The sequence below is a fragment of the Nocardioides sp. NPDC054178 genome (genome assembly GCF_055585005.1).
This window is the reverse complement of sequence record NZ_JBVJKY010000006.1, coordinates 124,667-148,045: the sequence shown is the minus strand read 5'-3', so window position 1 is coordinate 148,045 and position 23,379 is coordinate 124,667. Positions and strand designations below refer to the sequence as shown.

General features: G+C 69.6%; 26 protein-coding genes and 1 tRNA gene. 8 read left to right on the top strand and 19 right to left on the bottom strand.

All coding sequences use genetic code 11. From position 1 onward, the window contains the following. Positions 1–2: 2 nt before the first annotated feature. From ACZ6WN_RS21540 to prmC, 5 genes are all read right to left on the bottom strand, one after another. Complete coding sequence (locus ACZ6WN_RS21540; RefSeq protein ID WP_465867446.1) at positions 3–263, bottom strand: hypothetical protein; 261 nt, start codon at positions 261–263, stop codon at positions 3–5. Next, positions 263–1,333, bottom strand: coding sequence for a hypothetical protein (locus tag ACZ6WN_RS21535; RefSeq protein ID WP_465867444.1), 1,071 nt, complete (start codon positions 1,331–1,333; stop codon positions 263–265). The genes ACZ6WN_RS21540 and ACZ6WN_RS21535 overlap by 1 nt, the downstream gene beginning before the upstream one ends. A gap of 83 nt (positions 1,334–1,416) precedes the next feature. Further along, positions 1,417–2,592, bottom strand: a complete 1,176-nt coding sequence (locus ACZ6WN_RS21530; protein ID WP_465867442.1) for a glycosyltransferase family 4 protein — start codon at positions 2,590–2,592, stop codon at positions 1,417–1,419. After that, positions 2,592–3,335, bottom strand: a complete 744-nt coding sequence (locus tag ACZ6WN_RS21525) for an L-threonylcarbamoyladenylate synthase (protein ID WP_465867441.1) — start codon at positions 3,333–3,335, stop codon at positions 2,592–2,594. The genes ACZ6WN_RS21530 and ACZ6WN_RS21525 overlap by 1 nt, the downstream gene beginning before the upstream one ends. Then, a complete protein-coding gene (prmC, locus tag ACZ6WN_RS21520) occupies positions 3,332–4,189 on the bottom strand; it encodes a peptide chain release factor N(5)-glutamine methyltransferase (protein WP_465867440.1) in 858 nt (285 codons plus the stop codon). The genes ACZ6WN_RS21525 and prmC overlap by 4 nt, the downstream gene beginning before the upstream one ends. Before the next feature lie 175 nt (positions 4,190–4,364). On the opposite strand from prmC, the gene ACZ6WN_RS21515 reads away from it, so the two are divergent. Further along, positions 4,365–5,252, top strand: coding sequence for a sunset domain-containing protein (locus ACZ6WN_RS21515; protein WP_465867439.1), 888 nt, complete (start codon positions 4,365–4,367; stop codon positions 5,250–5,252). 67 nt (positions 5,253–5,319) lie between these two features. Here ACZ6WN_RS21515 and prfA read toward each other — a convergent pair whose 3' ends face one another. From prfA to ACZ6WN_RS21475, 8 genes are all read right to left on the bottom strand, one after another. Beyond that, positions 5,320–6,399 carry a peptide chain release factor 1 gene (gene prfA / locus ACZ6WN_RS21510; RefSeq protein ID WP_465867438.1) on the bottom strand — a complete coding sequence of 360 codons (1,080 nt, stop codon included), beginning with the start codon at positions 6,397–6,399 and terminating at the stop codon, positions 5,320–5,322. An 87-nt stretch (positions 6,400–6,486) separates the two neighbouring features. Beyond that, entirely contained in the window at positions 6,487–6,699 is a 213-nt protein-coding gene (gene rpmE, locus ACZ6WN_RS21505; RefSeq protein ID WP_350832694.1) for a 50S ribosomal protein L31, read from the bottom strand. Positions 6,700–6,831: 132 nt separating this feature from the next. Further along, a complete protein-coding gene (gene rho, locus ACZ6WN_RS21500; protein WP_465867437.1) occupies positions 6,832–8,595 on the bottom strand; it encodes a transcription termination factor Rho in 1,764 nt (587 codons plus the stop codon). Positions 8,596–8,807: 212 nt separating this feature from the next. Further along, complete coding sequence (thrB, locus tag ACZ6WN_RS21495; RefSeq protein WP_465867436.1) at positions 8,808–9,713, bottom strand: homoserine kinase; 906 nt, start codon at positions 9,711–9,713, stop codon at positions 8,808–8,810. Positions 9,714–9,718: 5 nt separating this feature from the next. Next, positions 9,719–10,792 carry a threonine synthase gene (thrC, locus tag ACZ6WN_RS21490; RefSeq protein WP_465867435.1) on the bottom strand — a complete coding sequence of 358 codons (1,074 nt, stop codon included), beginning with the start codon at positions 10,790–10,792 and terminating at the stop codon, positions 9,719–9,721. Then, complete coding sequence (locus ACZ6WN_RS21485; RefSeq protein WP_465867434.1) at positions 10,792–12,105, bottom strand: homoserine dehydrogenase; 1,314 nt, start codon at positions 12,103–12,105, stop codon at positions 10,792–10,794. Before ACZ6WN_RS21485 ends, thrC begins: the two co-directional genes overlap by 1 nt. 62 nt (positions 12,106–12,167) lie before the next feature. Continuing rightward, on the bottom strand, positions 12,168–13,112 hold the full coding sequence (locus ACZ6WN_RS21480; protein WP_465867432.1) for a zinc-binding dehydrogenase: 945 nt from the start codon (positions 13,110–13,112) through the stop codon (positions 12,168–12,170). Positions 13,113–13,165: 53 nt separating this feature from the next. Beyond that, complete coding sequence (locus ACZ6WN_RS21475) at positions 13,166–13,828, bottom strand: hypothetical protein (RefSeq protein WP_465867431.1); 663 nt, start codon at positions 13,826–13,828, stop codon at positions 13,166–13,168. 81 nt (positions 13,829–13,909) lie between these two features. On the opposite strand from ACZ6WN_RS21475, the gene ACZ6WN_RS21470 reads away from it, so the two are divergent. Then, positions 13,910–14,482: an ASCH domain-containing protein gene (locus ACZ6WN_RS21470; RefSeq protein WP_465867429.1), complete on the top strand. Its 573-nt coding sequence runs from the start codon at positions 13,910–13,912 to the stop codon at positions 14,480–14,482. 108 nt (positions 14,483–14,590) lie between these two features. On the opposite strand, the gene lysA is transcribed toward ACZ6WN_RS21470, so the two are convergent. Together lysA and argS are read right to left on the bottom strand one after the other, a co-directional pair. Continuing rightward, on the bottom strand, positions 14,591–15,979 hold the full coding sequence (gene lysA / locus ACZ6WN_RS21465) for a diaminopimelate decarboxylase (protein WP_465867427.1): 1,389 nt from the start codon (positions 15,977–15,979) through the stop codon (positions 14,591–14,593). 148 nt (positions 15,980–16,127) lie between these two features. After that, on the bottom strand, positions 16,128–17,792 hold the full coding sequence (argS, locus tag ACZ6WN_RS21460) for an arginine--tRNA ligase (protein WP_465867426.1): 1,665 nt from the start codon (positions 17,790–17,792) through the stop codon (positions 16,128–16,130). 86 nt (positions 17,793–17,878) lie between these two features. Between argS and ACZ6WN_RS21455 the strand changes: the two genes are divergently transcribed. Beyond that, positions 17,879–17,951: transfer RNA gene (locus ACZ6WN_RS21455), tRNA-Arg, on the top strand. Positions 17,952–18,025: 74 nt separating this feature from the next. Next, entirely contained in the window at positions 18,026–18,319 is a 294-nt protein-coding gene (locus tag ACZ6WN_RS21450) for an RNA 2'-phosphotransferase (RefSeq protein ID WP_465867425.1), read from the top strand. Between the two features lie 12 nt (positions 18,320–18,331). On the opposite strand, the gene ACZ6WN_RS21445 is transcribed toward ACZ6WN_RS21450, so the two are convergent. Continuing rightward, positions 18,332–18,538, bottom strand: a complete 207-nt coding sequence (locus tag ACZ6WN_RS21445) for a DUF4287 domain-containing protein (RefSeq protein WP_357338690.1) — start codon at positions 18,536–18,538, stop codon at positions 18,332–18,334. Positions 18,539–18,669: 131 nt separating this feature from the next. Here ACZ6WN_RS21445 and ACZ6WN_RS21440 point away from each other — a divergent pair, with 131 nt between their 5' ends. The 3 genes from ACZ6WN_RS21440 to ACZ6WN_RS21430 are packed head-to-tail and all read left to right on the top strand — an operon-like array spanning position 18,670 to position 19,963. Next, the gene (locus ACZ6WN_RS21440; protein ID WP_465867423.1) at positions 18,670–19,245 is read left to right on the top strand and encodes an acetoacetate decarboxylase family protein; all 576 of its coding nucleotides are present in this window, start codon (positions 18,670–18,672) and stop codon (positions 19,243–19,245) included. 37 nt (positions 19,246–19,282) lie between these two features. Next, on the top strand, positions 19,283–19,630 hold the full coding sequence (locus ACZ6WN_RS21435; RefSeq protein WP_465867422.1) for a VOC family protein: 348 nt from the start codon (positions 19,283–19,285) through the stop codon (positions 19,628–19,630). Positions 19,631–19,684: 54 nt separating this feature from the next. Beyond that, positions 19,685–19,963 (top strand): MazG-like family protein, encoded by a 279-nt coding sequence (locus ACZ6WN_RS21430; protein ID WP_465867420.1) that lies wholly within the window; start codon positions 19,685–19,687, stop codon positions 19,961–19,963. Here ACZ6WN_RS21430 and ACZ6WN_RS21425 read toward each other — a convergent pair. Further along, positions 19,960–20,736, bottom strand: a complete 777-nt coding sequence (locus tag ACZ6WN_RS21425; protein WP_465867419.1) for a lysophospholipid acyltransferase family protein — start codon at positions 20,734–20,736, stop codon at positions 19,960–19,962. The genes ACZ6WN_RS21430 and ACZ6WN_RS21425 overlap by 4 nt on opposite strands. 51 nt (positions 20,737–20,787) lie before the next feature. On the opposite strand from ACZ6WN_RS21425, the gene ACZ6WN_RS21420 reads away from it, so the two are divergent. Further along, positions 20,788–21,636 (top strand): alpha/beta fold hydrolase, encoded by an 849-nt coding sequence (locus tag ACZ6WN_RS21420; RefSeq protein WP_465867417.1) that lies wholly within the window; start codon positions 20,788–20,790, stop codon positions 21,634–21,636. A 21-nt stretch (positions 21,637–21,657) separates the two neighbouring features. Here ACZ6WN_RS21420 and ACZ6WN_RS21415 read toward each other — a convergent pair whose 3' ends face one another. Both ACZ6WN_RS21415 and ACZ6WN_RS21410 read right to left on the bottom strand, forming a co-directional pair. After that, a complete protein-coding gene (locus ACZ6WN_RS21415) occupies positions 21,658–22,605 on the bottom strand; it encodes an LCP family protein (protein WP_465867416.1) in 948 nt (315 codons plus the stop codon). Next, entirely contained in the window at positions 22,602–23,255 is a 654-nt protein-coding gene (locus ACZ6WN_RS21410; protein ID WP_465867414.1) for a hypothetical protein, read from the bottom strand. Before ACZ6WN_RS21410 ends, ACZ6WN_RS21415 begins: the two co-directional genes overlap by 4 nt. Positions 23,256–23,379: the final 124 nt, after the last annotated feature.

The following is a 23,379-nucleotide window of genomic DNA, read 5'->3' as shown; positions in this document are numbered from 1 at the left end:
GATCAAGACCCCCTGATCGACTCGTCCTCCCACTGCTTCCACACTTGAGCTCCGACCTTGGCCATATCGATCCCGCGCTGACGGTGCTCTTGTGCGACCTCGTCGTACCACTGCTGCATGGCCTCGCTGAACTCCGGGTCACGCATCAGATCGAACCGGCTCAACCCACCTGCCAGGTACTTCTGGATCTGACCTACGAGGTGGGCATCCCGGCTGCGCTCGACGAGCGATCTCGCCGTCTCGTCGAACAGTTCCCTTCCCATCACACGGCCCCGTTCACGTCTGGCCCGGACCAGCGCGGCACCTCAGGGAACCGGATGTCTTGTTCGAACCGTGCAAGCTGAGCGAATCCCGCACCGAGCTGCTGCGCAGCAGCGAACGCGAAGTCGAACGCCGTCTTGTAAGCCATGACGTTCGAGAACAGTTTGGTCAACGCCGCAGGCGTGACCGTGTCCAATGCTGAGCGCAGCACATCGGCCAAGCTCGTCGGCTGGGGAATCGAGTCCACCAGCAGTTCAAACACGTCGTTCAATGCCTCGACACGTGCCTTGTAAGCGAGCGACTCCGCCGTTATCCGCTGTTGGTAAGCCCCGAATCCACCACCGCTCTCGTAGACGACGGCCCGGACCTTTTTGAAGTACTCGCGCGCGGCGTTGGACGCGTTGCCCTCCCACTTGCCATCGAGACCCTCGATGATCCCGTCGATATCCCAAACGATGTCGGTCATCGTCTGGGTCGCCATCTCCAGCGCACCCAGCGCATCGCCCACCTTGGACCAGTCGCCGCTCAGCTCGAACTTCAGCTTCTTGATCGGATCCTGGATCCCCAGCTGCTCCAAGGCGGATCCGACCCATTTGAACTCGAGCATGTAGTTGATGCGCTTGCTGATGGTGACGAACTGGTCGTACTGGTCCAGGCTTCCGTTGGGCCCCTCCTTGAACTTCGAGGCGTACTCTTCTTCGTCGATCCCGGGGCTGTCGAACGACCCCGTTCCGGGACGATCGATCTCCTGCATCAGGCCATCAGCCCGGCGGGCGACGTCGAGGTCAGTGTTCTCGTAGTCCTTCGCAATCGCACGCAGAGTGTCAACGATTCCCTCCATCATGCGGCGGTAATCGCCTGTAGCCCCGTACGAGTCGAGGAGGGCTTCACGAATCACCTCGACCTCGGACGCAATGTCGCTCAGCACGCTGGAGTCGTGAGGCACGTGCATCCACGTGGCCGCCGCGTTGCGAATGTAGTCCGCCTTGTCGGACAAGCTCTCAAAATCCCTGGCGGCCGCCCGAATGGCCGCGGGCTGCGCAACAAAGCCGTTCACTTGAACCCCACTCATCCCGAGATCCGGCCAATTGACCGGCGACCCTAGTTTCCTGCAGGCCATCGACCCCGACAAGGACAAACGCGCTTCTCGCGCGCTCAGTGGGGCTGGTTCTCCAGCGGGGTGATGTCCTCGGGGACCTCGAGGAGCTTGTCGGTGCGCTCACCACGGATCTTGGGGAGGGCGAAGGTGAGGAGCACGATGAGGGCGGTGGCGACGACGACGCCGATGATGACGACGGGGCCGCGGTAGAGGGTGACGAAGACGGAGCCGAAGGACATCAGGCCGGCCCAGAGCCACATGATCAGCACCGCACGACGCTGCGAGTGGCCGATCTCCAGGAGCCGGTGGTGGAGGTGCTTCTTGTCCGCGGCGAACGGGGAGCGGCCGGCGCGGGTGCGGCGTACGACGGCCAGCACGAGGTCGACGAGCGGCACCACCAGGATGGTCAGCGGGAGCAGTAGTGGCAGGAAGGTCACCAGGAGGGCCGTGGAGGCGTCGAAGGCGTTCACGTTCAGGCCGCCGGCGTTGTAGGAGCCCGAGAGGGTGACCGCGCTGGCGGCGAGGATCAGGCCGATCAGCATCGAACCGCTGTCCCCCATGAACAGCCGGGCCGGGTGCCAGTTGTGGATCAGGAAGCCGACGCAGGCTCCAGCGAGCGCGACGGTCAGCAGAGCCGCTGTCGAGGCGCGGCCGATGTCGTTGATCCGGGTGAACTGGTAGCAGAACAGGAACAGCGCCAGCGCGCCGATGCCGACGACACCGGCGGCCAGACCGTCGAGGCCGTCGATGAAGTTGACCGCGTTGACCACGGTGATCACGACGAGCCCGGTGAGCAGCGCACCCTGGGCGGGATCGATGGAGAACTGGGTGCCGTCGGGGAAGGTGATCAGGCTGTACTGCAGGTTGAAGCCCACCAGGATCGCCGTCGCCAGCACCTGACCGCCCAGCTTGGTGAGGGCATCGAGCTCGAAGATGTCGTCGACGACGCCGACGATGCAGATCAGCGCGCCGGCGAGGATCACCACACCGGTGTCCTGGAGCACGAAGTCCGGCGCATCGGCCAGGAACGGCAGCTCACGGGCGACCAGGTAGGCCGCGACCAGGCCCCCCAGCATCGCCACGCCACCCATGTAGGGGATCGGAACGGCGTGTACGTCACGGTCGCGGACCTTCGCGACGGCCCCCGTGCGCATCGCGAACTCGCGGGCGACGACGGTGAGCAGGTAGGTCACCACGGCGGCGACCAGGAAGAGGAGGACGTAGGCGCGCATCAGGCTTCTGAGTCGGCGTCCGTGGCGGGCAGGTCGGTCTCGGCGTCGGCGTCGGCCTCGGCTGCGGGATCGGGGTCACCGGGTCGGCGGATGGCGACGTCGTGCTCGGCGAGGATCTCGTTGATCCGGTCGATGCTGATCGCGCCCTCCCGGAGCACCTTCGGCTCGTCACCGGTGGCGGAGATGATCGTGGAGGCCTCGCCGACGGGCGACTCGCCGCCGTCGATGATCGCCTTGACCATCTTGCCGAGCATCTCCTCGGCCTGGTCGGCGTTGGTCGCGGCCGGCTTCGTGGTGCGGTTGGCCGAGCTGGTCGCGAGCGGACCGACCCGGTCGATGATCCGGCGCAGGATGTCGGAGTCGGGGATGCGTACGGCCACGGTCTGGCGGGCCTCGCCGAGGTCCCACTGCAGCGACGGCTGCTGGTGGAACACCACCGTCAGGGCGCCCGGCCACAGCTCCTCGACGAGGCTGCGCGCCCAGTCGGGGACGCGGGTCGCGAGGGCGTCGAGGGTGGCGACGTTGGAGATCAGCACCGGCGGCGGCATCGCGCGGCCTCGGCCCTTGGCGGCGAGCAGGCCGGCCACCGCGCCCTTGTCGAACGCGTCGGCGGCGATGCCGTAGACCGTGTCGGTCGGGACGATCACGAGCTCGCCGGCCTGAAGGGCCGCCGCAGCAGCATCGATCGCCTTGGTCTGCTCGTCCTCGGTCGCGATCGGGAAGCGCTCAGTCACAGTGCTCATGTTGCCAGTTGCGCGGTCGTGAAGCGCGGACGGCCTGCCAGATCGAGATGATCGCGTACGTCCTGCCAGCGTCCGGTGGCCGTGAAGACCGCCGGCGCCCCGCCGTTCTCGGCGTTCGGCCCCTGCTCGTCGGCATGCTCGAAGCCGACCACTCCCCCGGGTCTGAGCAGCTCGGCGGCCCGCCGCTCCAGGACCCGGATCGCGTCCAGGCCGTCCTGCCCGGAGAAGAGGGCGAGGTCGGGGTCGTGGTCGCGTGCCTCGGCCGCCACCGACTCCCAGGCCTCGAGCGGGATGTAGGGCGGGTTGCAGACGAGCACGTCGACGGTGCCGTCCAGGTCGGCGAACGCGTCGGCCATGTCACCCTGCCGGAGGTCGACACCGGTGCCGCTCAGGTTGCGTACGGCCCAGGGGTAGGCGTCCTCGGAGAGCTCGACCGCGTGCACCTGGGCGTCCGGGACCTCGTCGGCGATGCTCTTGGCGATCGCTCCCGATCCGGTGCAGAGGTCGACGACGACGGGCGCCTCGATCGCGGTGGCCCGCTCGATCGCCCAGCCGGCGAGCAGCTCGGTCTCGGGCCGTGGCACGAAGACACCGGGACCGACGGCGAGCTCGACGTGCCGGAAGTACGCCACCCCGGTCAGGTGCTGCAACGGCTCGCGGCCGGCGCGGCGCGCGAGCAGGTCCGCATAGGCCTTCTCCTGGTCCTCCGACACCTCGTCGATGAGGAAGAGGCGGTTGCGGTCGGTGTCGAGGACATGGGCCAGCAAGATGGCCGCATCGGCGTCCGGGCTGTCGATTCCGGCCTCGTCGAGCTGCTTTCGGGCACTTGCCAGAAGTGTGCGCGGGGCGGTCATGGGCAACAGCTCCTGAATGTGTTAGTCATGCTTTACCCGGCTGAGGGTAACGTTCGGGCGCCTCAACGGTTCTTCCGGTCATATCGGGGGACGCGGGACTGGCCGCACACCTCGTCGGGCGCTGTGCTGCCCCACCATCACACCCGAGATCTCCCCCGGAAGGAAACAACACCCCATGAAGTGGCTCTTGCTGCTTGCACTCATCCTCGTCCTCGCTCTCCTGATCTGGTTCTTCTTCGGACGTCCGATCCGCAAGGACGCCAAGGCCGCACATCACGCGGAGAAGGACAGCCCGGCGACCGAGACCACCAGCGCTCCCGTTGCCGCTGCCGCGGTCCCCGCCGAGGCAGCCGAGCCGGCCGCCGAGGAGACCCCGGCGGCCGAGGCTCCTGCCGCCGCCGAGCCCGTCGAGTCCGACGAGTCCGCGGAGACCGCCGAGGCATCGGAGACCCCCGCCGCCGAGGTGACCGAGGCGGACACCGCCGCCGTGGTCGCCGAGGCCGAGACCCCGGCTCCCACCGCCGAGGTCACCACCGACGCCACCCCCGAGGCCGCGCCGGCCGCCGCGGCGCCCGCCGCGACCAAGGGTGCTCCCTACGCCGGGGCCGTGCTGCCGGCTGCTGACGGAAGCAGCTCGGATGCTGCGTACAGCATCAAGGGCAGCAGCGGGAAGAAGTACCACACGACGGCGAGCCCCTACTACGGCCGCACGAAGGCAGCCGTCTACTTCGACTCCGAGGAGTCGGCCGAGGCTGCCGGGTTCGTGCGGGCGAGCAGCGACTTCTACGACCGCAGCAAGAAGGTCGAGGCCGCCGAGACCGAGCAGCCGCTGCCGCCGGCGAGCAGCTACGGCGCCGGTAGCGCCGACCCGCTCGAGGACGGCTCCAGCCCGCACGCGACGTACGTCGTGAAGGGCAACATCCGCAAGGACGGCGCGAAGCGCTACCACACCACCGCCAGCACCGCCTACAAGCGGACCCAGGCCGAGGTCTGGTTCGACAGCGAGGCCTCCGCCGAGGCCGCCGGCTTCGTGGTGGGCTTCAAGAAGAAGGCCGACGCCTGACCCGCATCAGCAGAGCTCGAAGGTCGCAGTCACCCGGTGACTGCGACCTTCGACGTTGTGGAGGTGTTCAGGAGTCGAGGGAGGCCAGGCGGGCCGCCAGGTCGGCGTCCACGGCGCTGCCGATCACCGGCTCCAGGTCGCCATCGAGGACCTGGTCGAGGTTGTAGGACTTGTAGCCGGTGCGGTGGTCGGAGATGCGGTTCTCCGGGAAGTTGTAGGTGCGGATGCGCTCGGAGCGGTCGACGGTGCGCACCTGGGAGCGGCGGGCATCGGAGGCTTCCGCGTCGGCAGCATCCTGGGCCGCCTGGAGCAGGCGCGAGCGGAGCACGCGCATGGCCTGCTCCTTGTTCTGCAGCTGCGACTTCTCGTTCTGCATCGAGACGACGATGCCGGTGGGGATGTGGGTGATCCGGACCGCCGAGTCGGTGGTGTTCACCGACTGGCCGCCAGGCCCCGAGGAGCGGTAGACGTCGATGCGGAGGTCGTTGTCGTTGATCTCGACATCGATGGGCTCCGCCTCGGGAACCACCAGGACGCCCGCCGCGGAGGTGTGCACACGGCCCTGCGACTCGGTGACCGGCACCCGCTGGACACGGTGGACGCCGCCCTCGAACTTGAGCAGCGCATACGGCGCCCGGCCGGGCTCGGAGGTGCCCTTCGCCTTGACCGCGACGGTGACCGACTTGTAGCCGCCGAGGTCGGACTCGTTGGCGTCGAGAAGCTCGAGCTTCCAGCCCTGACGCTCGGCATAGCGGGTGTACATCCGCAGCAGGTCGCCGGCGAACAGCGCCGACTCCTCACCGCCCTCCCCCGACTTCACCTCGAGGATGGCGTCCTTGTCGTCGGTCGGGTCACGGGGCACGAGCAGGCGGCGCAGCCGCTCCTCGGCCTCCTCGCGCTGTGGCGCCAGCGCCTCGGCCTCCTCGGCGAACGCGGGGTCCTCCCCCGCCAGCTCACGGGCGGCCTCGATGTCGTCACCGAGCTGCTGCCAGGAGCGGTAGGCGTCGATGATCGAGCTCAGCTCGGCGTACCGCTGGTTGAGCTTCTTCGCCAGGCGCGCGTCGGCGTGGGTCTCGGGCTCGGCGAGCCGTTTCTCCAGCTCCCCGTGCTCCTCGATGAGCCCTTCGACCGCTTCAAACTGTGACATCTCCGCCTCGCTTCGTACGCCGGTGAAACCCTCCGAACACACCAGCGCCGGCCGCCTGCGGATGCAGGGGCCGGCGCTGGGAGGCAGCTACTTGTTGCGCTTGCCGAAGCGAGCCTCGAAGCGAGCCACACGACCGCCGGTGTCGAGGATCTTCTGCTTGCCCGTGTAGAACGGGTGGCAGTTGGAGCACACGTCGGCGCGGATGGCGCCCTCGGCCACCGTGCTGCGAGTGGTGAACGAGTTGCCGCAGGTGCAGGTGACCTGGGTCTCGACGTACGTCGGGTGGATGTCGGTCTTCATGAGGTTCCTCTCAAGACATGGGGTTCCGGGTCGCCTCCGCAGGTTGCGGGACGTGAACCGGCACCGAGGATTCAGTGTATGTGAACGCCTGGGGCCGCCAATAATTCCCGGCGGCCCCAGGACGCACATCGCTCAGCTCTTGGCGACCTCGTTGAGAAGCACCATGTTGGTGGCGGACCCGGCGACCTTCTCGACCAGGACCGAGGCGGCCTTGGCCCCGTCGAGCGTGGCCAGCGAGGTGCGCAGCTTGCGCACCGCGTCACCCTCGCCACCGGCGAAGAGCAGGTCGTCGCGGCGGGTGCCGGACGCGTTGACGTCGACGGCCGGGAAGATCCCGGCCTCCGCGTACTCCTCGCTCAGGCGCAGCTCGGAGTTGGCGGTGTCCTTGAACGCCTCGAAGATGATCTCGTCGGTCTTCGAACCGGTCTCGACCGCGGCCGTGGCGAGGATGGTCAGCGAGCCGCCGTCCTCGACGTTGCGGGCCGCACCGAAGAACCGCTTGGTCGGGTAGAGCGCCGCGGAGTCGACGCCGCCACCGAGGATCCGACCCGATGCCGGGACGGAGAGGTTGTAGGCCTTGCCCAGCCGGGTCAGCCCGTCGAGCAGGACGACCACGTCGTGGCCGAGCTCGACCAGACGCTTGGCCCGCTCGATGGCCAGCTCGGCGACCACGGTGTGGTCGGCGGGCTGCCGGTCGAAGGTGGAGGCGATGACCTCGCCCTTGACGCTTCGCTCGAAGTCGGTGACCTCCTCCGGGCGCTCGTCGACGAGCACCACCATCAGGTGGCACTCGGGGTTGTTGGCGGTGATCGCTCCGGCGATCGCCTGCAGGACGGTCGTCTTGCCTGCCTTCGACGGCGAGGCGATCAGACCGCGCTGGCCCTTGCCGATCGGCGCGATCAGGTCGATGACCCGCCCGGTGACCGGGTCGGAGCCACCCTCGAGGCGGAGCCGCTGGTCGGGGTGGACCGGGGCGAGCTTGTCGAACTCGACGCGGTGCTTGGCGACCTCGGGGTCGGCACCGTTGACCGAGTCGATGCGCACCATCGGGTTGTACTTCTCCTTGCGCTCGCCCTCGCGGGGCTGGCGCACCTGGCCGACGATCGCGTCGCCACGGCGCAGGCCGAGACGCTTGACCAGCGACAGGGAGAGGTAGACGTCGTCGGGTCCGGGCAGGTAGCCGGAGGTGCGGACGAAGGCGTAGTTGTCGAGTACGTCCAGGATGCCCGCCGCGGGCACGAGCACGTCGTCCTCGAGGACGGTCGTGTCCGGCTCGCCGCGGCCCGGGCGGTTGCGGTCGCGGTCGCGGCCACGACGGCGGCGGTTGCGGCGGCTGCCGCCCTCGCCGTCGTCATCGCCGGCGTCGTCGGTCGACTCCGCGGGCCGCTCCCGCTGGGCGTCCTCGTTCTTCTTCTCGGCGGCAGGCTGGCTGGTCTTGGCCGGACCCTTGCCCTGGCCACCGCCGGCGGACTGGCCGCCCTGGCCACCCTGGCCGCCCTGACCGCCCTGGCCGCCCTGGCCACCGCTCTTGTTCTGGTTCTGGTTCTGGTTGCGCTGGCGACGCGGGCGCTGGGCACCCTCGCTGCCGGCGTCAGCAGCCTCGGCGGACTTCTCCGCGGGCTTCTCGGCCTTCTCGGCCGGGTTCTCTGCGGCCTTCTCTGCAGGCTTCTCCGCAGGCTTCTCAGCGGCAGGCTTCTCGACCTTCTCCGCCGGCGCCGACTGCGCACGGCTGCTCTGGGCAGCCTTGATCGCGTCGATCAGCTGGGCCTTCTTCATCGAGTTGGCCCCGGTGATACCCATACCGTTCGCCATCGCCTTGAGGTCGGCGAGGAGCATTCCGCCAAGGCCACCGCGCTTCTTCGGGGCTGCGTTCGGCTCCGGCGCAGTGGATTCCATGGTTTCAGTCACGTGAGTCCTTTCCCACGTATCGCCGATCGGCGTACGACGCCGACGGCTCGTTTGTCAGAACCCCTGACGCGCCGGTGCGCGCCAAACGAAGTGGCACGGCACGAAAGGGGGATAGCACATCCGCAGGCCTGAACGGCCCAACGGATGTATGTCCAGGCTAACACGCATGCCACCCCTCACAGCAGGGGCCCGGACGCGGTTCAGAGGATGCGTACGCCGTCCATGTCGACGCTCAGCGCATGACAGGTCCAGCCCGCCGGACAGCGGCCGGTGAGCTTGGTCGTCTCGGCCGACTCGACACCGCTGCTGAAGGCCAGCACCGTGGGTCCGGCGCCGGAGACGATCGCGGCGACGCCGTCGGCGCGCAGCTCGTCGACCAGGGCGAGCGACTCCGGCATCGCGGGTCGGCGGTACTCCTGGTGGAGGAAGTCGCGGGTCGCGCGGTGCAGGTGTTCGGGCGCATCGCTCAGCGCCGCGACCAGCAGAGCCGTACGCCCGGCGTCGGCCGCCGCGTCGGAGTGCGGGACGGTCTCGGGCAGGAGCCCGCGGACGGTCTTGGTCTCGACACCGGTGGCGGGGACGAAGACGACGACGCTGACCCTCGGGTCGACGGCGGTGCGGACCGCAAAGAAGCCGTCATCCTCACCCGCGATGGTGAAGCCGCCGTGGAAGGCGGGCGCCACGTTGTCCGGGTGGCCCTCGATCTCGGCGGCCTTCTGGAAGAGCGTGTCGTCGTCGAGGATCAGCTCTCCCCCGGCGACCAGGGCACGAGCCAGCACCAGGCCGCCGATGATCGCGGCCGAGGACGACCCCAGGCCGCGCGCGTGCGGGATCCGGTTGCGGCAGTGTAGTCGCAAACCTGCCGGCTGCTTGCCGATGATCTCGAAGGCGGCCCGCATGGAGCGGACCACGAGGTGGGACTCGTCGAGCGGGACCGTGCCTTCGCCGGCGCCCTCGACGGTGACCTCCAGCGTCCCGTCCGGCACGACCTCGCCGGTGAGCTCGTCGCGCAGGTCGAGCGCCAGCCCCAGCGAGTCGTAGCCGGGGCCGAGGTTGGCGGAGGTGGCCGGGACGGTGACGGTCACCGGGCCTTCAACGAACGTCATGGGTGCTACGCGAGCCCTGCTGCTGCGGCCGCGGCCTCGAGGTCGGCGTCGATGATGATCTCGGGCAGCTCACCGAAGAACTCCAGCGCGGTGGCGGTGTCCTTGAGCCCGTGGCCGGTGACGGTGATGACGGTGGTGGCCCCGGCGTAGGTGTCCCCCGCCTCGAGGTCGGCGAGGAGCCCGGCGACCCCGGCCGCCGAGGCGGGCTCGACGAAGACGCCGTCGTTACGGGCGAGCAGCGCCTGGGCGGAGAGGATCTGATCGTCGGAGAGCGCGCGGAAGCGGCCACCGGACTTGGCGGCCGCGGCCTCGGCGAGCTGCCACGAGGCCGGGTTGCCGATGCGGATCGCGGTCGCCCGGGTCTCCGGGTGCTCGACCGGGTGGCCGAGCACGAGCGGAGCCGCGCCCTCGGCCTGGAAGGCACGCATGACCGGGGTCTTGGTGGCATGCCCGGCCGCGGCGTACTGCTCGTAGCCGAGCCAGTAGGCGGAGAGGTTGCCGGCGTTGCCGATGGGCATGAGGTGGTAGTCGGGGGCGTCGCCCAGGCGGTCGACGACCTCGAAGGCGGCCGTCTTCTGGCCCTCGAGACGGACCGGGTTGACGGAGTTGACCAGCGCGACCGGGTAGCTGTCCGCGAGCGCGCGGGAGAGCTTGAGGCAGTCGTCGAAGTTGCCGCGTACCTTGACCACCTCGGCGCCGTGGACCAGCGCCTGGGCCATCTTGGCGGCGCTGATCTTGCCGTTGGGGACGAGCACGACCGGGGTGATCCCGGCCTTGGCCGCGTACGCCGCCATCGAGGCGCTGGTGTTGCCCGTCGAGGCGCAGACCACGGCCTTGGCGCCCTCGTGGACGGCGACGGAGATGGCCGCGGTCATGCCGCGGTCCTTGAACGAGCCGGTCGGGTTCTGGCCCTCGACCTTCAGCCACACCTCACCCTTGGTGGCCCCGGAGAGCCACTCGGAGTGGACCAGCGGGGTGCCGCCCTCGCCGAGCGTCACCGCCGGGGTGTCCTGGGGGATGTCGAGAAGGGTGCGGTACTCCTCGATCACGCCGCGCCATTGCTGTGTCGGGCCGGTCATCAAACTGCTCCTTCTACGCGCATCACCGAGGCGACGTCGCGGACGAACTCCATCTCGCGCAGGTGCTGCACGGTCGCCGCGAGCGCGGCATCGGGGGCCTCGTGGGAGACGACCACGAGCTGGGCGTCCTCTCCCCTGCCTTCTTGACGTACGGCCTTGATCGAGACGCCGTGCTCGGAGAAGGCGGTCGCGACGGCGGCGAGCACGCCGGCCTTGTCGGCCACGTCGAGGCTGACGTGGTAGCGGGTGACGGTCTCGCCCATCGGGCGCACCGCGCGTGCGGCGTAGGCGGATTCGCCGAAGCCACGGGTGCCGAGGACCTTGTTGCGCGCGATCGTGACCAGGTCGCCCAGGACGGCGCTCGCGGTGGGGTCGCCGCCCGCGCCCTGGCCGTAGAACATCAGGTCGCCGGCCGAGGCGGACTCGACGAAGACGGCGTTGTAGGCGCCGCGCACGGTCGCCAGCGCGTGGGTGCGCGGGATCATCACCGGGTGGACCCGCGCCGAGACGTCGTCGCCGTCGAGCTCGGCGATCGCGAGCAGCTTGACGACGCTGCCCATGGCCTTGGCGGAGGCGACGTCGCCGGCGGTGACCTCGGTGATGCCCTCGCGGTAGACATCGCTGGCGGTGACCCGGGTGTGGAAGGCGAGGCTCGCCAGGATCGCGGCCTTGGCGGCGGCGTCGAAGCCCTCGACGTCGGCGGTCGGGTCGGCCTCGGCGTAGCCCAGCTCCTGGGCCTCGGCGAGGGCCTCCTCGAAGCCGGCACCGTAGGTGTCCATCTTGTCGAGGATGTAGTTGGTGGTGCCGTTGACGATGCCCATCACTTTGGTGACGTGGTCGCCGACGAGCGAGTCGCGCAGGGGGCGCAGGATCGGGATCGCGCCGGCCACGGCGGCCTCGTAGTAGAGGTCGGTGCCGGCCTTCTCGGCGGCCTCGTAGAGCGTCGGGCCGTCCTCGGCCAGGAGGGCCTTGTTGGCGGTGACGACGCTGGCGCCGTTCTCCAGCGCCTCGAGGATGAGGCCGCGGGCCGGCTCGATGCCGCCGATCACCTCGACCACGAGGTCGACGTCGTCGCGGGCGACCAGGCCGTGGGCGTCGGTGGTGAGCAGCTCCGCGGGCACCTCGACGTCGCGAGGAGCGTCGAGGCGGCGTACGGCCACGCCCTTGATCTCCAGCGGCGCACCCACTCTGGCGGCGAGATCCGCATCGCCCTCGAGCAGGAGCCGGACCACCTGGGACCCCACCACACCGCAGCCGAGGACGGCGACGCCCAGGGGATCGACGGCGTGCGCGGTCGTCTTGTTGCTGCTCACGCGCCCAAGGGTATCCGGGACAGGCTCCAGGGTCCGACTTCCGCTCTAGGCGCGGACACCTCTCACGTCAGGAGGACGACCTTGCCGGTCGTCTCTCGCGCCTCGAGCGCACGGTGGGCGTCCGCCGCCTCGGCGAGCGGGAAGGCGGAGCCGACGTACGGAGCGCGGGTGCCGTCCGCCGCGGCCTCGAGGGACGCCTGCTCGAACTCCTTGATCCGGCCCCGGACCCAGGGCCCGAGGATGTCGATGATCTTCGCACCGCCCTCGTAGCCGTCCTGGTCGCCGGAGAAGCGGACCATCCGCCCGTCGTTCTCGAGGTGGGCGTAGACCTGCCTGGGTACGTCACCCCCGACCCCGTCGAGAAGGACCGTGATGCGCGGCTCCTCCGCACGGAGCCGCTCGAGCCAGCCGTCCGCGCGGTAGTCGATCGCCGTCTGCGCGCCGAAGCCGCGGGCGATCTCGAGCTTGGCCTCCGAACCGGCGAGCCCGACCGCGCGAGCACCCGCGTTGCGGATGCCCTGGAGCAGGATCCCGCCCATGCCACCGGCCGCCGAGGTGACCACGACGACGTCGTCGGCAGTGATCTGGGCGGCCTCGAGCACCGCCGCCGAGGTGCGGCCGGTGCCGATCGCGGCGACGGCCTCCGGCGACTCCAGACCGTCGGGGCGTCGGTAGAGCTGCGTCTCGTCGGCGACGGCGAGCTCGGCGTAGCCGCCGCTGCTTCCCGGGCCGAGGTGGGCGACGACCTTGGCGTCGCGCCAGGCCTCGTCGACGCCCTCACCGAGCTCGTCGACCACGCCCGCGACCTCGCGGCCGGGAGTCATCGGGAGCTGGGGCCGCGGCATCGTCGGCGGCAGGTCGGCCGCTCTGATCGAGGTGTCGAGGCGGTGGACACCGGCGGCCTCCACCCTGATGCGTACCTGGCCCGGGCCGGGTGTCGGGTCGGGCACCTCCTCGAGGCGCAAGACCTCCGGGCCGCCGAACTCGTGCTGTCTGATCGCTCGCATGTGTCGAGTCAACATGCTCAACCTGACTTGAGGTCAAGAGATCTGCGGAGATCTCAGGCGAGCTCCGGGATCGGCCGCAGCACCGCGGCGACATCGCGCGCGAGGCGTACGCGACGGAGCAGCTCCTCCGCGTCCGGCTCCACGTCGGTGGTCACCGTGATCGCGTCGTCGCGGGCCACCACCCACAGCCGCTCGTCGACGACGTGGCTGGCGAATCGGGACAGCGACCGCGCATGCTCCTCGTCGGCGGCGATGACGGCGCCGTCGGGGGTGGTCACGTTGGTCTTGGCGCGGAACTCCGGCGGGAAGAAGACCGGCGTGGGCACCCGGCCGGTGCCGGTGTTGCCCGAGCCCGGCGAGAGCCCGATCATCGCGGCCGTCTTCGGGAGGTGGGCGGGCACCCGCACCACCACCCAGCGGGCCGGTCGCCAGGGACCCTTCCCGGGGGACGCCTTGCCGTGCCAGTACTCGACGAGGATGCCGTCGCAGGTGCCGTCGACCACGAAGTCGCAGCGCTCGGCGCGTACGTCCGGACCCAGCACCTCCCAGCGCACCGGCCGCTGCGCGGCAGCCTTGCCGGTCACCACCGGCCAGCCGAACGTCTGCGCCGCCCGGGTCACGCTGTCGCGGCGCTCCTTCGTCAGCCGGGCGAAAGACGCTCGCGGCGCCTGGGACGGCGCCGCGAGCGGTCTTTCTGAGTAGACCCCCCTCGGCATGCGGACCATCGTAGGCTCACGGACCCCAGGATTTCGGGAAGGCGAAACCGAATTTCGTACGTCGCGCGGTTTGATGGGTGCGTGCTGTTCCCCAACGCCGACCTCGAACGCATCCGCACCGGCGAGGTCGACCTCGCCTTCCGCCGCTGGAAACGTCCGATGCACGTCGCCGGCGGCCGCCAGCGCACCCGGATCGGTGTGGTCGAGTTCGTCTCGGTCGCGCCGGTGTCCCCCGACTCGCTGACCGAGGACGAGGCCCGCCGGGCGGGCACGACCCTCCCGGAGCTGCTGGCGTTCCTGTCCCGCAAGGACGGCGAGGTCTACCGGATCGAGGTGCGCTATGGCGGCGACGACGAGCGTGTCGCCCTGCGCGCGAAGCGTCCCGGGAAGAAGGAGACGGACGCGCTGGTCGCGAAGCTGGCCGACATGGACCGGCGCAGCCACCGGGGCCCGTGGACCCGGGAGCACCTGGAGCTCATCGAGGCCCGGCCCGGCGAGCTTGCCGAGACCATCGCGGCCTCGATCGGGCGGGAGAAGAAGCCGTTCAAGGCCGACATCCGCCGGCTCAAGGAGCTCGGCCTTACCGAGTCCCTCCCCGTCGGCTACCGGCTCTCGCCGCGTGGGCGGGCGGTGCTTCGGGCGCTGCAGGCGTGAGGGATGTTCGTCTAGGTATGCAGCCGAACCGTCGCTTCCCTGGTGGAGTTCCACGGGGGAAGCGACGGTTCGGCGACATACCTAGACGAACATTCCGCCCACGTCGCCTCAACCCATGTCGGTGGCGAAGAGGTCGGCCTCGGTCTCGCGCCGGACGATGACCCGGGACTCACCGTCGCGGACCGCGACGACGGGGGGCCGCAGGGCGTGGTTGTAGTTGGAGGCCATCGAGCGCCCGTACGCACCGGTGCCGGGGACCGCGATCAGGTCGCCGGGGGCGATGTCGGCGGGCAGGAACTCGTGCTTGACCACGATGTCGCCGGCCTCGCAGTGCTTGCCGACGACGCGGCCGAGCACCGGCCCCGCCGATGAGGCCCGGCCGGCGAGGGTGGCGGAGTAGTCGGCGTCGTAGAGCGCCGTGCGGATGTTGTCGCTCATCCCGCCGTCGACGCTGACATAGGTGCGGGTGACGCCGCCGTCGAGGGCGACCTCCTTGACCGTGCCGACGGTGTAGACGGTGCACATCGACGGGCCGACGATGGCCCGGCCCGGCTCGATCGAGAGGTGCGGCACCGCGAGGCCGAAGCCGCGGCACTCGTGCTCGACGATCGCGGTGAGCTCCTCGGCCAGAGCCTTGGGCGTCGAGGGGTCGTCCTGGGTCGTGTAGGCGATGCCGAAGCCGCCACCGAGGTCCATCTCGGGCAGCTCGGTGCCGAGCTCGTCGCGGATCCGCGCCTGCAGCGCCAGCACCCGTCGCGCGGCCACCTCGAACCCGGAGGAGTCGAAGATCTGGGAACCGATGTGGGAGTGGAGCCCGCGCAGCTCCACGTTCGGAGCGTCCAGCAACCGGCGTACGGCCTCGAAGGCGTCGCCCGAGGAGATCGAGAAGCCGAACTTCTGGTCCTCGTGGGCGGTCGCGATGTACTCGTGCGTGTGGGCCTCGACGCCGGCGGTCACCCGCACCATGACCCGCGCGGTGATGCCGGTCTCGGCCGCGATCGCGGCGACCCGCTCGACCTCGTCGAAGGAGTCGACGATGATCCGGCCGACGCCCGCGACGATCGCACGGCGCAGCTCCATCGGGGCCTTGTTGTTGCCGTGGTAGCCGATCCTGGCGGGGTCGACCTCGGCGCGCAGCGCGACCGAGAGCTCGCCGTCGGAGCAGACGTCGAGGCAGAGCCCCTCCTGCGCCACCCAGCGCGCCACCTCGGTGCACAGGAACGCCTTGCCGGCGTAGTAGACGTCGTAGCCGGTGAAGGCGTCGCGGAAGGCGCGAGCGCGCTCACGGAAGTCGGTCTCGTCCAGGACGTACGCCGGGGTGTTGACGTTCGCGACCAGGTCGGGCACCGCGACGCCGCCGACGGTGAGGACACCGCTCGCGTCCTTGGACGCCGTCGCCGACCACAGCGCAGGCACCAGCGCGTTGACGTCCTCCGGCTCGCGCAGCCATACCGGCGACGTGCCGGTGAACCCACCGGGCGAAACATGCGAGCTCATCCCCGCTCCTCTCCACGCCGAGTCGGCGCACGTTCACGTATCGATCCGCCGAGTCGGCGCGTCATGACCAGATCCCTTGCCGAGTCGGCGCGTCATGACGAGCCGACTCGGCGGGAAAGCTGGTCAAGACGAGCCGACTCGACGATGGTCACATCCGCTCGGGTGCCGAGACGCCGAGCAGCCCGAGGCCGTTGGCGAACACGGTGCGCGCGGCGGAGACGAGCGCCAGCCGGGCCAGGTTGACGGGCGCCACCGGCTCGTCGCCCTTGGGCAGCATCCGGCAGTCGTCATCGTCGTACCAGCGGTGGAAGATCCCCGCGGTGTCCTCCAGGTAGCGGGCGACCCGGTGCGGCTCGCGCAGCTCGGCGGCGGTCGCGACCACGCGCGGCAGCTCGGCCAGCGCACGCAGCAGCTCGCCCTCGCGCTCGTGGGTGAGCAGCCCCGGCTCGAAGGTGTCGAGGTCGACCTGCATGCCCAGGTCGGCTGCGTTGGCCATCATCCGGCAGGTGCGCGCGTGGACGTACTGCACGTAGTAGACCGGGTTGGCGCTGTCGGCCTTGGCCCACAGGTCGAGGTCGATGTCGATGTTGGAGTCGCTGGAGTAGCGGGCCAGCGCGTAGCGGGCCGCGTCCACGCCGATCGCCTCGACGATGTCGTCGATGGTGACCACGGTGCCGGCTCGCTTCGACATCCGCATCGGCTGGCCGTCCTTGAGGAGGTTGACCATCTGGCCGATCAGGATCTCGAGGTTCACGTGCGGGGTGTCGCCGAAGGCGGCGCACATCGCCATCATCCGGCCGACATAGCCGTGGTGGTCGGCGCCCAGCATGATGAAGCACCGGTCGAAGCCGCGCTCGCGCTTGTCGAGGTAGTAGGCGAGGTCGCCGGAGAAGTAGGCCCCGTTGCCGTCGGCCTTGATGACGACGCGGTCCTTGTCATCACCGAACTTCTCGGTCGCCAGCCAGATCGCGCCGTCCTTCTCGTAGACGTTGCCGAGCTCGCGGAGCTTCTCGATGGCGCGCTCCACGGCCCCGGACTTGTGGAGGTTGTCCTCATGGAAGTAGACGTCGAAGTCGACGTTGAAGTCGTGCAGGCTCTGCTTGATCTCGGCGAACATCAGCTCCACGCCGATCGACCGGAAGACCTCCTGCGGGTCGTCGCTCTCGAGCGCGTTCGGCTCCTTGGCGAGGACCTGCTTGGCGATCTCCTCGATGTACGCACCGCCGTAGCCGTCCTCCGGGACCGGCTGGCCCTGGGCCCAGGCGAGCAGGCTCCGCGCGAAGCGGTCGATCTGGCCGCCGTGGTCGTTGAAGTAGTACTCCCGGGTGACCTCGGCGCCGGACGCCTCCAGGACCCGGCCCAGCGCGTCGCCGACCGCGGCCCAGCGGACACCACCGAGGTGCAGCGGGCCGGTCGGGTTGGCGGAGACGAACTCCAGGTTGATGTTGTGACCGGCGAAGGTCTCGTTGTTGCCGTACGCAGCCCCGGCGGCGACGATCTCGCCCGCCAGCTTGCCCTGCGCACCGGCCTCGACGGAGATGTTCAGGAACCCGGGACCGGCGATCTCGACGTCCGCGATCCCGTCGGTCGCCTTCAGCCTCTCCGCGACCTGCTCGCCCAGCGCACGCGGGTTCATCCCGGCCTTCTTGGCGAGCTGCAGCGCCACGTTGGTGGCATAGTCGCCGTGCCCCTTCTGCCTGGGTCGCTCCACCGTGACAGTGCTCGGAACGCCGTCGGGAAGGGTGATCGCACCCTCATCGACGAGCGCGGTGAGGACATCGACGACCGCGGTGGAAAGCTGCTCAGGAGTCACGGGGTCCAGCGTATAAGCGCCAGTCGGTTTCACCGTTATCCGTCCCAGCCTGTAGGGTTCCATCTGCACCGCTCAGGTGGTGCAATGCCTCCGTAGCTCAGGGGATAGAGCGCCGGTTTCCGGTACCGTAGGCCGCAGGTTCGATTCCTGCCGGGGGCACAGTTGAAACCGCTGGGTGACCAGCGGTTTCTTTCATTTCTCGCCGATAACCGGCAGCGACTTACGCCGTCGACGTGGATCTGGATCTTGCCCCCTCCGCTCCGCCGGCGGTGCTCTTCCACGGCACACCACGCGCCAACATCGAATCGATCCTCGCAACCGGCCTCGACCGCCGTCGGCGGCACCACGTCCACCTCTCGACCGACCGCGAGACCGCAGAGCGCGTCGGGACCCGCCGCGGTGACTTTGTCCTCTTCCGGGTCGACGCGGCCACGATGCATGCCGACGGACTCACCTTCTGGCGCACCGACAACGGCGTCTGGCTGACAGATACGGTGCCCGCGCCCTATCTCGCGCTCGAGCTCTGAGACACCCGCCGGTCAGAGGCCCTCGGCGAGGGTGTGGGCGACGAGGGCGTTGGCGTGACCGTGGCCGAGGGCGTACTCGGTCTTCAGATGGGTCACGAGCTCCATGTGCTTGGTGATCCCGCTGTCGCGGATGATCTGCTGCCATTCCGCGATCGGGCGGCCGTACTTCTTCTCGATGGACGGGAAGTAGGAGGCGGGGCCCTTCACCTGGTCGGTCATCTCTGGTCTCCTTGGGTGACTCGTGGCGACGATCGCCACCTACGCGTCGAACCACGCTCGACCGCTTCGACACCGCCCACCAAAATATTCGGGAGACCCACGTGACCAGCTATCCCCCAGCCCCTTGGCACATGCACGGATCGATGTGGCTCTCGGTCTACCGGCTCGCCCACGACGTCGACGAGCGCCACCCGAAGGGCATCTACGCGGTCGCCCTGGTCGACTACACCGAGCCGAGCCCGCTGACCTACCACGAGCTCCTCTCCGCTCGGGTGATCACCGCATCCAACGGGAAGAAGGCGGTGAGCGTCGTCGACATCTGGGTCGACTCCCCCGACTCGGTGGCGGGCGGCCGTACGTTGTGGGCGATCCCGAAGGGACTGGCCAAGTTCAGCGGAGGCTCGTCCACCAAGGGGCCGCTGGCGACCCACACCTGGGAGGCGAGCCACGACGAGGGGCCGATCGCGACGGCGAAGTTCAACGATGTCACCCAGCTCGCCCCGCGCGTCCCGATGCAAGGCAACGTGGAGCAGCCGGGCATCGAGGAGCACCCCGAGACCGCCTGGCTCACCATGAAGGGCCGCGCCAAGCTCCTGCCCGCGCACGGCACCTGGGTCTTCGACCCCGACGGCCCGCTCGCCTACCTCCGCGACGCCACCAAGCTCGGCTCGTTCCGCGGCAAGGGCTTCGAGGTCGACTTCGGCTGAGCACGAGTGTCGGTGGTCGCGGGTAGCGTCGAGGGGCATGAATGCACGCCACATCGACTACCTCGAGCTCGCGGTCACCGACCTCCCGAGCTCCCGCAGCTTCTACGAGTCTGCCTTCGGCTGGTCCTTCAACGACTACGGCGGGATGTACGCCGGGATCGTCGGCCCCGACGGCAAGGACGAGAACGGCGGGATGTACGCCTCCGAGACCCCCGTCGCCCCGCTCCCGCTGATCCGCACGACCGACCTGGAGGCGGCGGTGGCGGCGGTCGAGAGGGCCGGCGGCACGATCGCCGAGCCGCCCTACGACTACCCCGGAGGGCGCCGGTTCATCTTCACCGACCCGTCCGGGAACCGGCTCGGCGTCTACCAACCCGCCGAGTAGCCCTTAAACCTAAGGCTCGACCGAATTACGGGAACCGCCCTAGACTCCCACCGCATGACCGACGCTACGCCGGCTCTGCTCGCGTATCTGTCCCGGTGGCTCGATGAGTCCCAGGGCGATCGCGACGCGGAAGCCGTTCTCTGGGGGAGAGTTGCGAAGGTGAGCGAAGAGGCCGGCGAGGCGATCGCCGGACTTGTCGGAGCCACCGGGCAGGATCCCCGACCGAGTTCATTTCTGGGACGCACTCACAGCTACGACGACGTCGTCGACGGGTTCCTCGATGTCGCCATCACCGCGATGACCGCGGCCGAGCCCGCGGGCGTCCCCACCTAGGCGTTCTTCTTGTTGGCCAGCCGCTTCGCGGCCTTCCGCTGAGCGCGGAGCCGACGCTCCTCGGCGTACAGCGCCTCGGCCTCCTCGAGCGTGGGGGCCGAGCCGCCGTACGCCTTGGGGAGCCACCACGAGCCCGGGGGCTGCTCCTCGGCGGGATGTGCCTTGATCAGCCGGTCGAGCATGTCCTCCATCTGCGACTTCAGCGCAGCGGTCTCGGCGGCGGGGTCCTCGCCGGTCACGGGCAGCGGCGGGCCGATCTCGATGCCGATCGTCTTGTGACGCGACAGGTCGACCTTCTGGCCCTTCGTCATGATCCGCTGGGTGCCCCACAGCACGACGGGGATCAGCGGGACCCCGGCGTCGGCGGCGATGCGTACGGTGCCGGTCTTGAGGTCCTTGATCATGAACGAGCGCGAGATCGTGGCCTCGGGGAAGATCCCGACGATCTCTCCGTTCCGGAGGTACTCGACGGCCTTCTTCATCCCGGCCGCGCCGTAGCTGCGGTCGATCGGGATGTGGTGGAACGAGCGCATCACCGGGCCGCCGACGGGGTGGTCGAAGACCTCCTTCTTGGCGATGAACCGGGTCAGCCGCCCGCGGTCCGCACCGGGGAACCCGGCCATGATGTAGTCGACGAAGGAGAGGTGGTTGACCGCCAGCAGGGCACCACCCTTCTCGGGGATGTGCTCCGCGCCGGTCATGTTGATCTTGATGTCGCCGAGCTTGAACCAGGTGCGAGCCGCGGCGATCGTGACCGGATAGCTGATGTCCATGGGCGAATCGTGTCACGTCGGCGTGAACGTCGCCCGACTAGCCTCGCCCACGTGAGCAGGCTTTACGTGACGACGACCGATGGGCTCCGCGTGGCCGTCACCGACTTCGGGTCTCCCGGCGACACCCGGCCGACGCTGGTCTGCGTGCACGGTTATCCCGACAACTCCAGCGTCTGGCTCCCGCTGGCCAGGATCCTCGGCACCGAGCTGCGGATCGTGACCTACGACGTACGCGGCCACGGCAGCTCTCAGGCACCGGCGACGCGTGCGGGCTATCTGATCGAGCAGCTCAACGCGGATCTGCAGTCGGTCATCGACGCGGTCAGCCCTTCGGAGCCGGTGCACCTGCTCGGCCACGACTGGGGCTCGACCCAGACCTGGGAGGCGGTCGCCGGCAACGTGCCGTCCGAGCGGATCGCGTCGTTCACCTCGATCTCGGGGCCCAGCCTCGACCAGACGGGGGCCTGGCTGCGTACGCCCGGCAGGACCGCCCGCGGCGTCCTCCAGCGCCTCAAGCAGGGTGTCGAGTCCACCTACATCGGGATCTTCATGGCCCCGCTGCTCCCCGAGCTCGCCTGGCGCTCCGGGTTCCTCGACCGGGTCGTCGGCGGCTCGGCCGTGGACCGCACCCGGGCCGATCGGATCAACGGCCTCGAGCTCTACCGCGCCAACGTGGCCGCCCGGATGGGGCGCCCGCAGCCGCGGCCGGTCACCGTCCCGGTCCAGGTCGTCGCCCCGACCGGCGACGCCTACGTCAGCCGGGCGCTGGCGAGCGAGGCACCACGGCCGTACGTCGCGGACCTGACGGTCCGCGAGGTCAAGGGCTCACACTGGGTGGTCGCCGAGCACCCCGAGCGGATCGCGCCGCTGGTGCGTGACTTCGTCGCCGCGCACCGGTGAGGCTCGGCGACGGAGCGTGGCTCAGCCCCGGCAGCCGCGGTTGAGGCGGCCGTCGTTGCGGGCGTCGTTGCCCATCGCCCGGGCCGCCCCGACGTTGGGGAAGACGACGCTGGCGGCGCCGGCGTAGCCGATCCCACCGGGAACGACGCAGGTCCGGACCTTGCTCGGGTTGATCGCGGCGACCGCGCTGGCGAGCTGGTAGAGGTCGCGGCCGGAGAGGCCGGTGGTGTGCATCTTCTTCATCACCAGCGAGACGCCCTTGGCCTTGAAACCGATGTCGTACTGCCGGGCGACGATCTTGCGGTGGATGCCGCGGATCACCCGGGACTGGTTGGCCGAGCGGTCGAAGTCACCCCCGGGCAGCGTCTTGCGGGCCCGGGCGAAGTCGACCGAGTGCGGCCCGCTGATGTGGATCCGGCCCTTCTTGAAGCCGTAGGGCGCGACGTACGGATCGCTGAAGGCACGCGGGTTGTCGACGTCGACGCCGCCGATCCCGATCACCATGTCGCTCATGCCGGAGAAGGAGGTGACGAAGACGTATTGCGGCTGGACGCCGACCAGGTTGCCGACGGCGCGGCCCATCAGCTTCGGGCCGCCGTAGAGCAGCGCCGAGTTGATCTTGTCGCGCCCGTGGCCGGGGATGTTGACGTAGGAGTCGCGCGGGATGCTGATGTCGGTCGCATGGCCGGAGGCCGGGTTGAAGCCGATCAGGTGCAGCGCGTCGCCGCGGGTGCGGGTGACCTTCTGGCCGGGGCGGGCGTCCGAGCCGACGGCGAGCACCCAGATCGTGCCGCCCTTGCGGGTGAACTTGGCGACGTCGAGGCCCTTGGCCCACTTGGTCGCGATCAGCTCCGCGCGCGGCTCGGCCACCTCGGCGTCGGGCACCAGCACCGCGGTCAGCGCGAGCACCACGCCCAGCGCCAGCGTGGTCAGGAGGCGGCGGCGCAGGACCGTCGTCAGGCGGCTCATGACTTGTCTCCCGAGGGGCTCGGCGAGGCGGACGGAGGCGTGGCCAGCTTCTCCTCGCGGGTGATGTTGAAGCCGAAGACGGCCCAGGAGGTCTTGGTCGGCACCATGTCCAGGGTGCCGCGCACGGTCTGGCGCGAGGCGCGGTCCCCCGTGGTGTCGTAGACCAGCCGCACCCGCGCGACCGCGCCGACCGGGTAGTTGTTGTTCGCCAGCAGGTCGACGTGGACATCGCTGGCGGCGACCTCGACCCCGTCGATGTGAGGAGCGATCGTGGCGTTGCTCATCAGGCTCATCTGCTTGCCCGCCTGGGCGATCGCGACCTTGGAGAAGCCCGGGAAGGACTTCGCGGTGAAGGTGGAGGTCGCCCGCGGATAGTCGCCCCCGACGTACGCCGCCTGCAGCCAGCGGTCGACGGCCTTGGCCACGTTGGTGGCGACCGCCTGCTGCCTGTTCTTGGGGAACCTGCCCTGCACGTGGACGAGCTTCGCGGCCGACTTCACCGTGGCCGTGGGGGTCGGCGACGGGGACGGCGAGGCGGCCGGCTTCTCAGGCTCGCCGCCGCATCCGGTGAGCGCCAAGGTGCTGCTCAGGGCCACCGCCGTGAGTGCCGTTGCGACGCGCCGAGGGCGCCGCGTACTGCTGCTCGTCATGTGGGGAATCCGTCTCATCGACCTGCTCCGGGACCGGGCCACTGTACGCATACCGACCCGGGTTGCAAGTACACCCGGTAGGTAACGCAAGATGTGGGACGGATTACATCCTGTCCACAGGGAG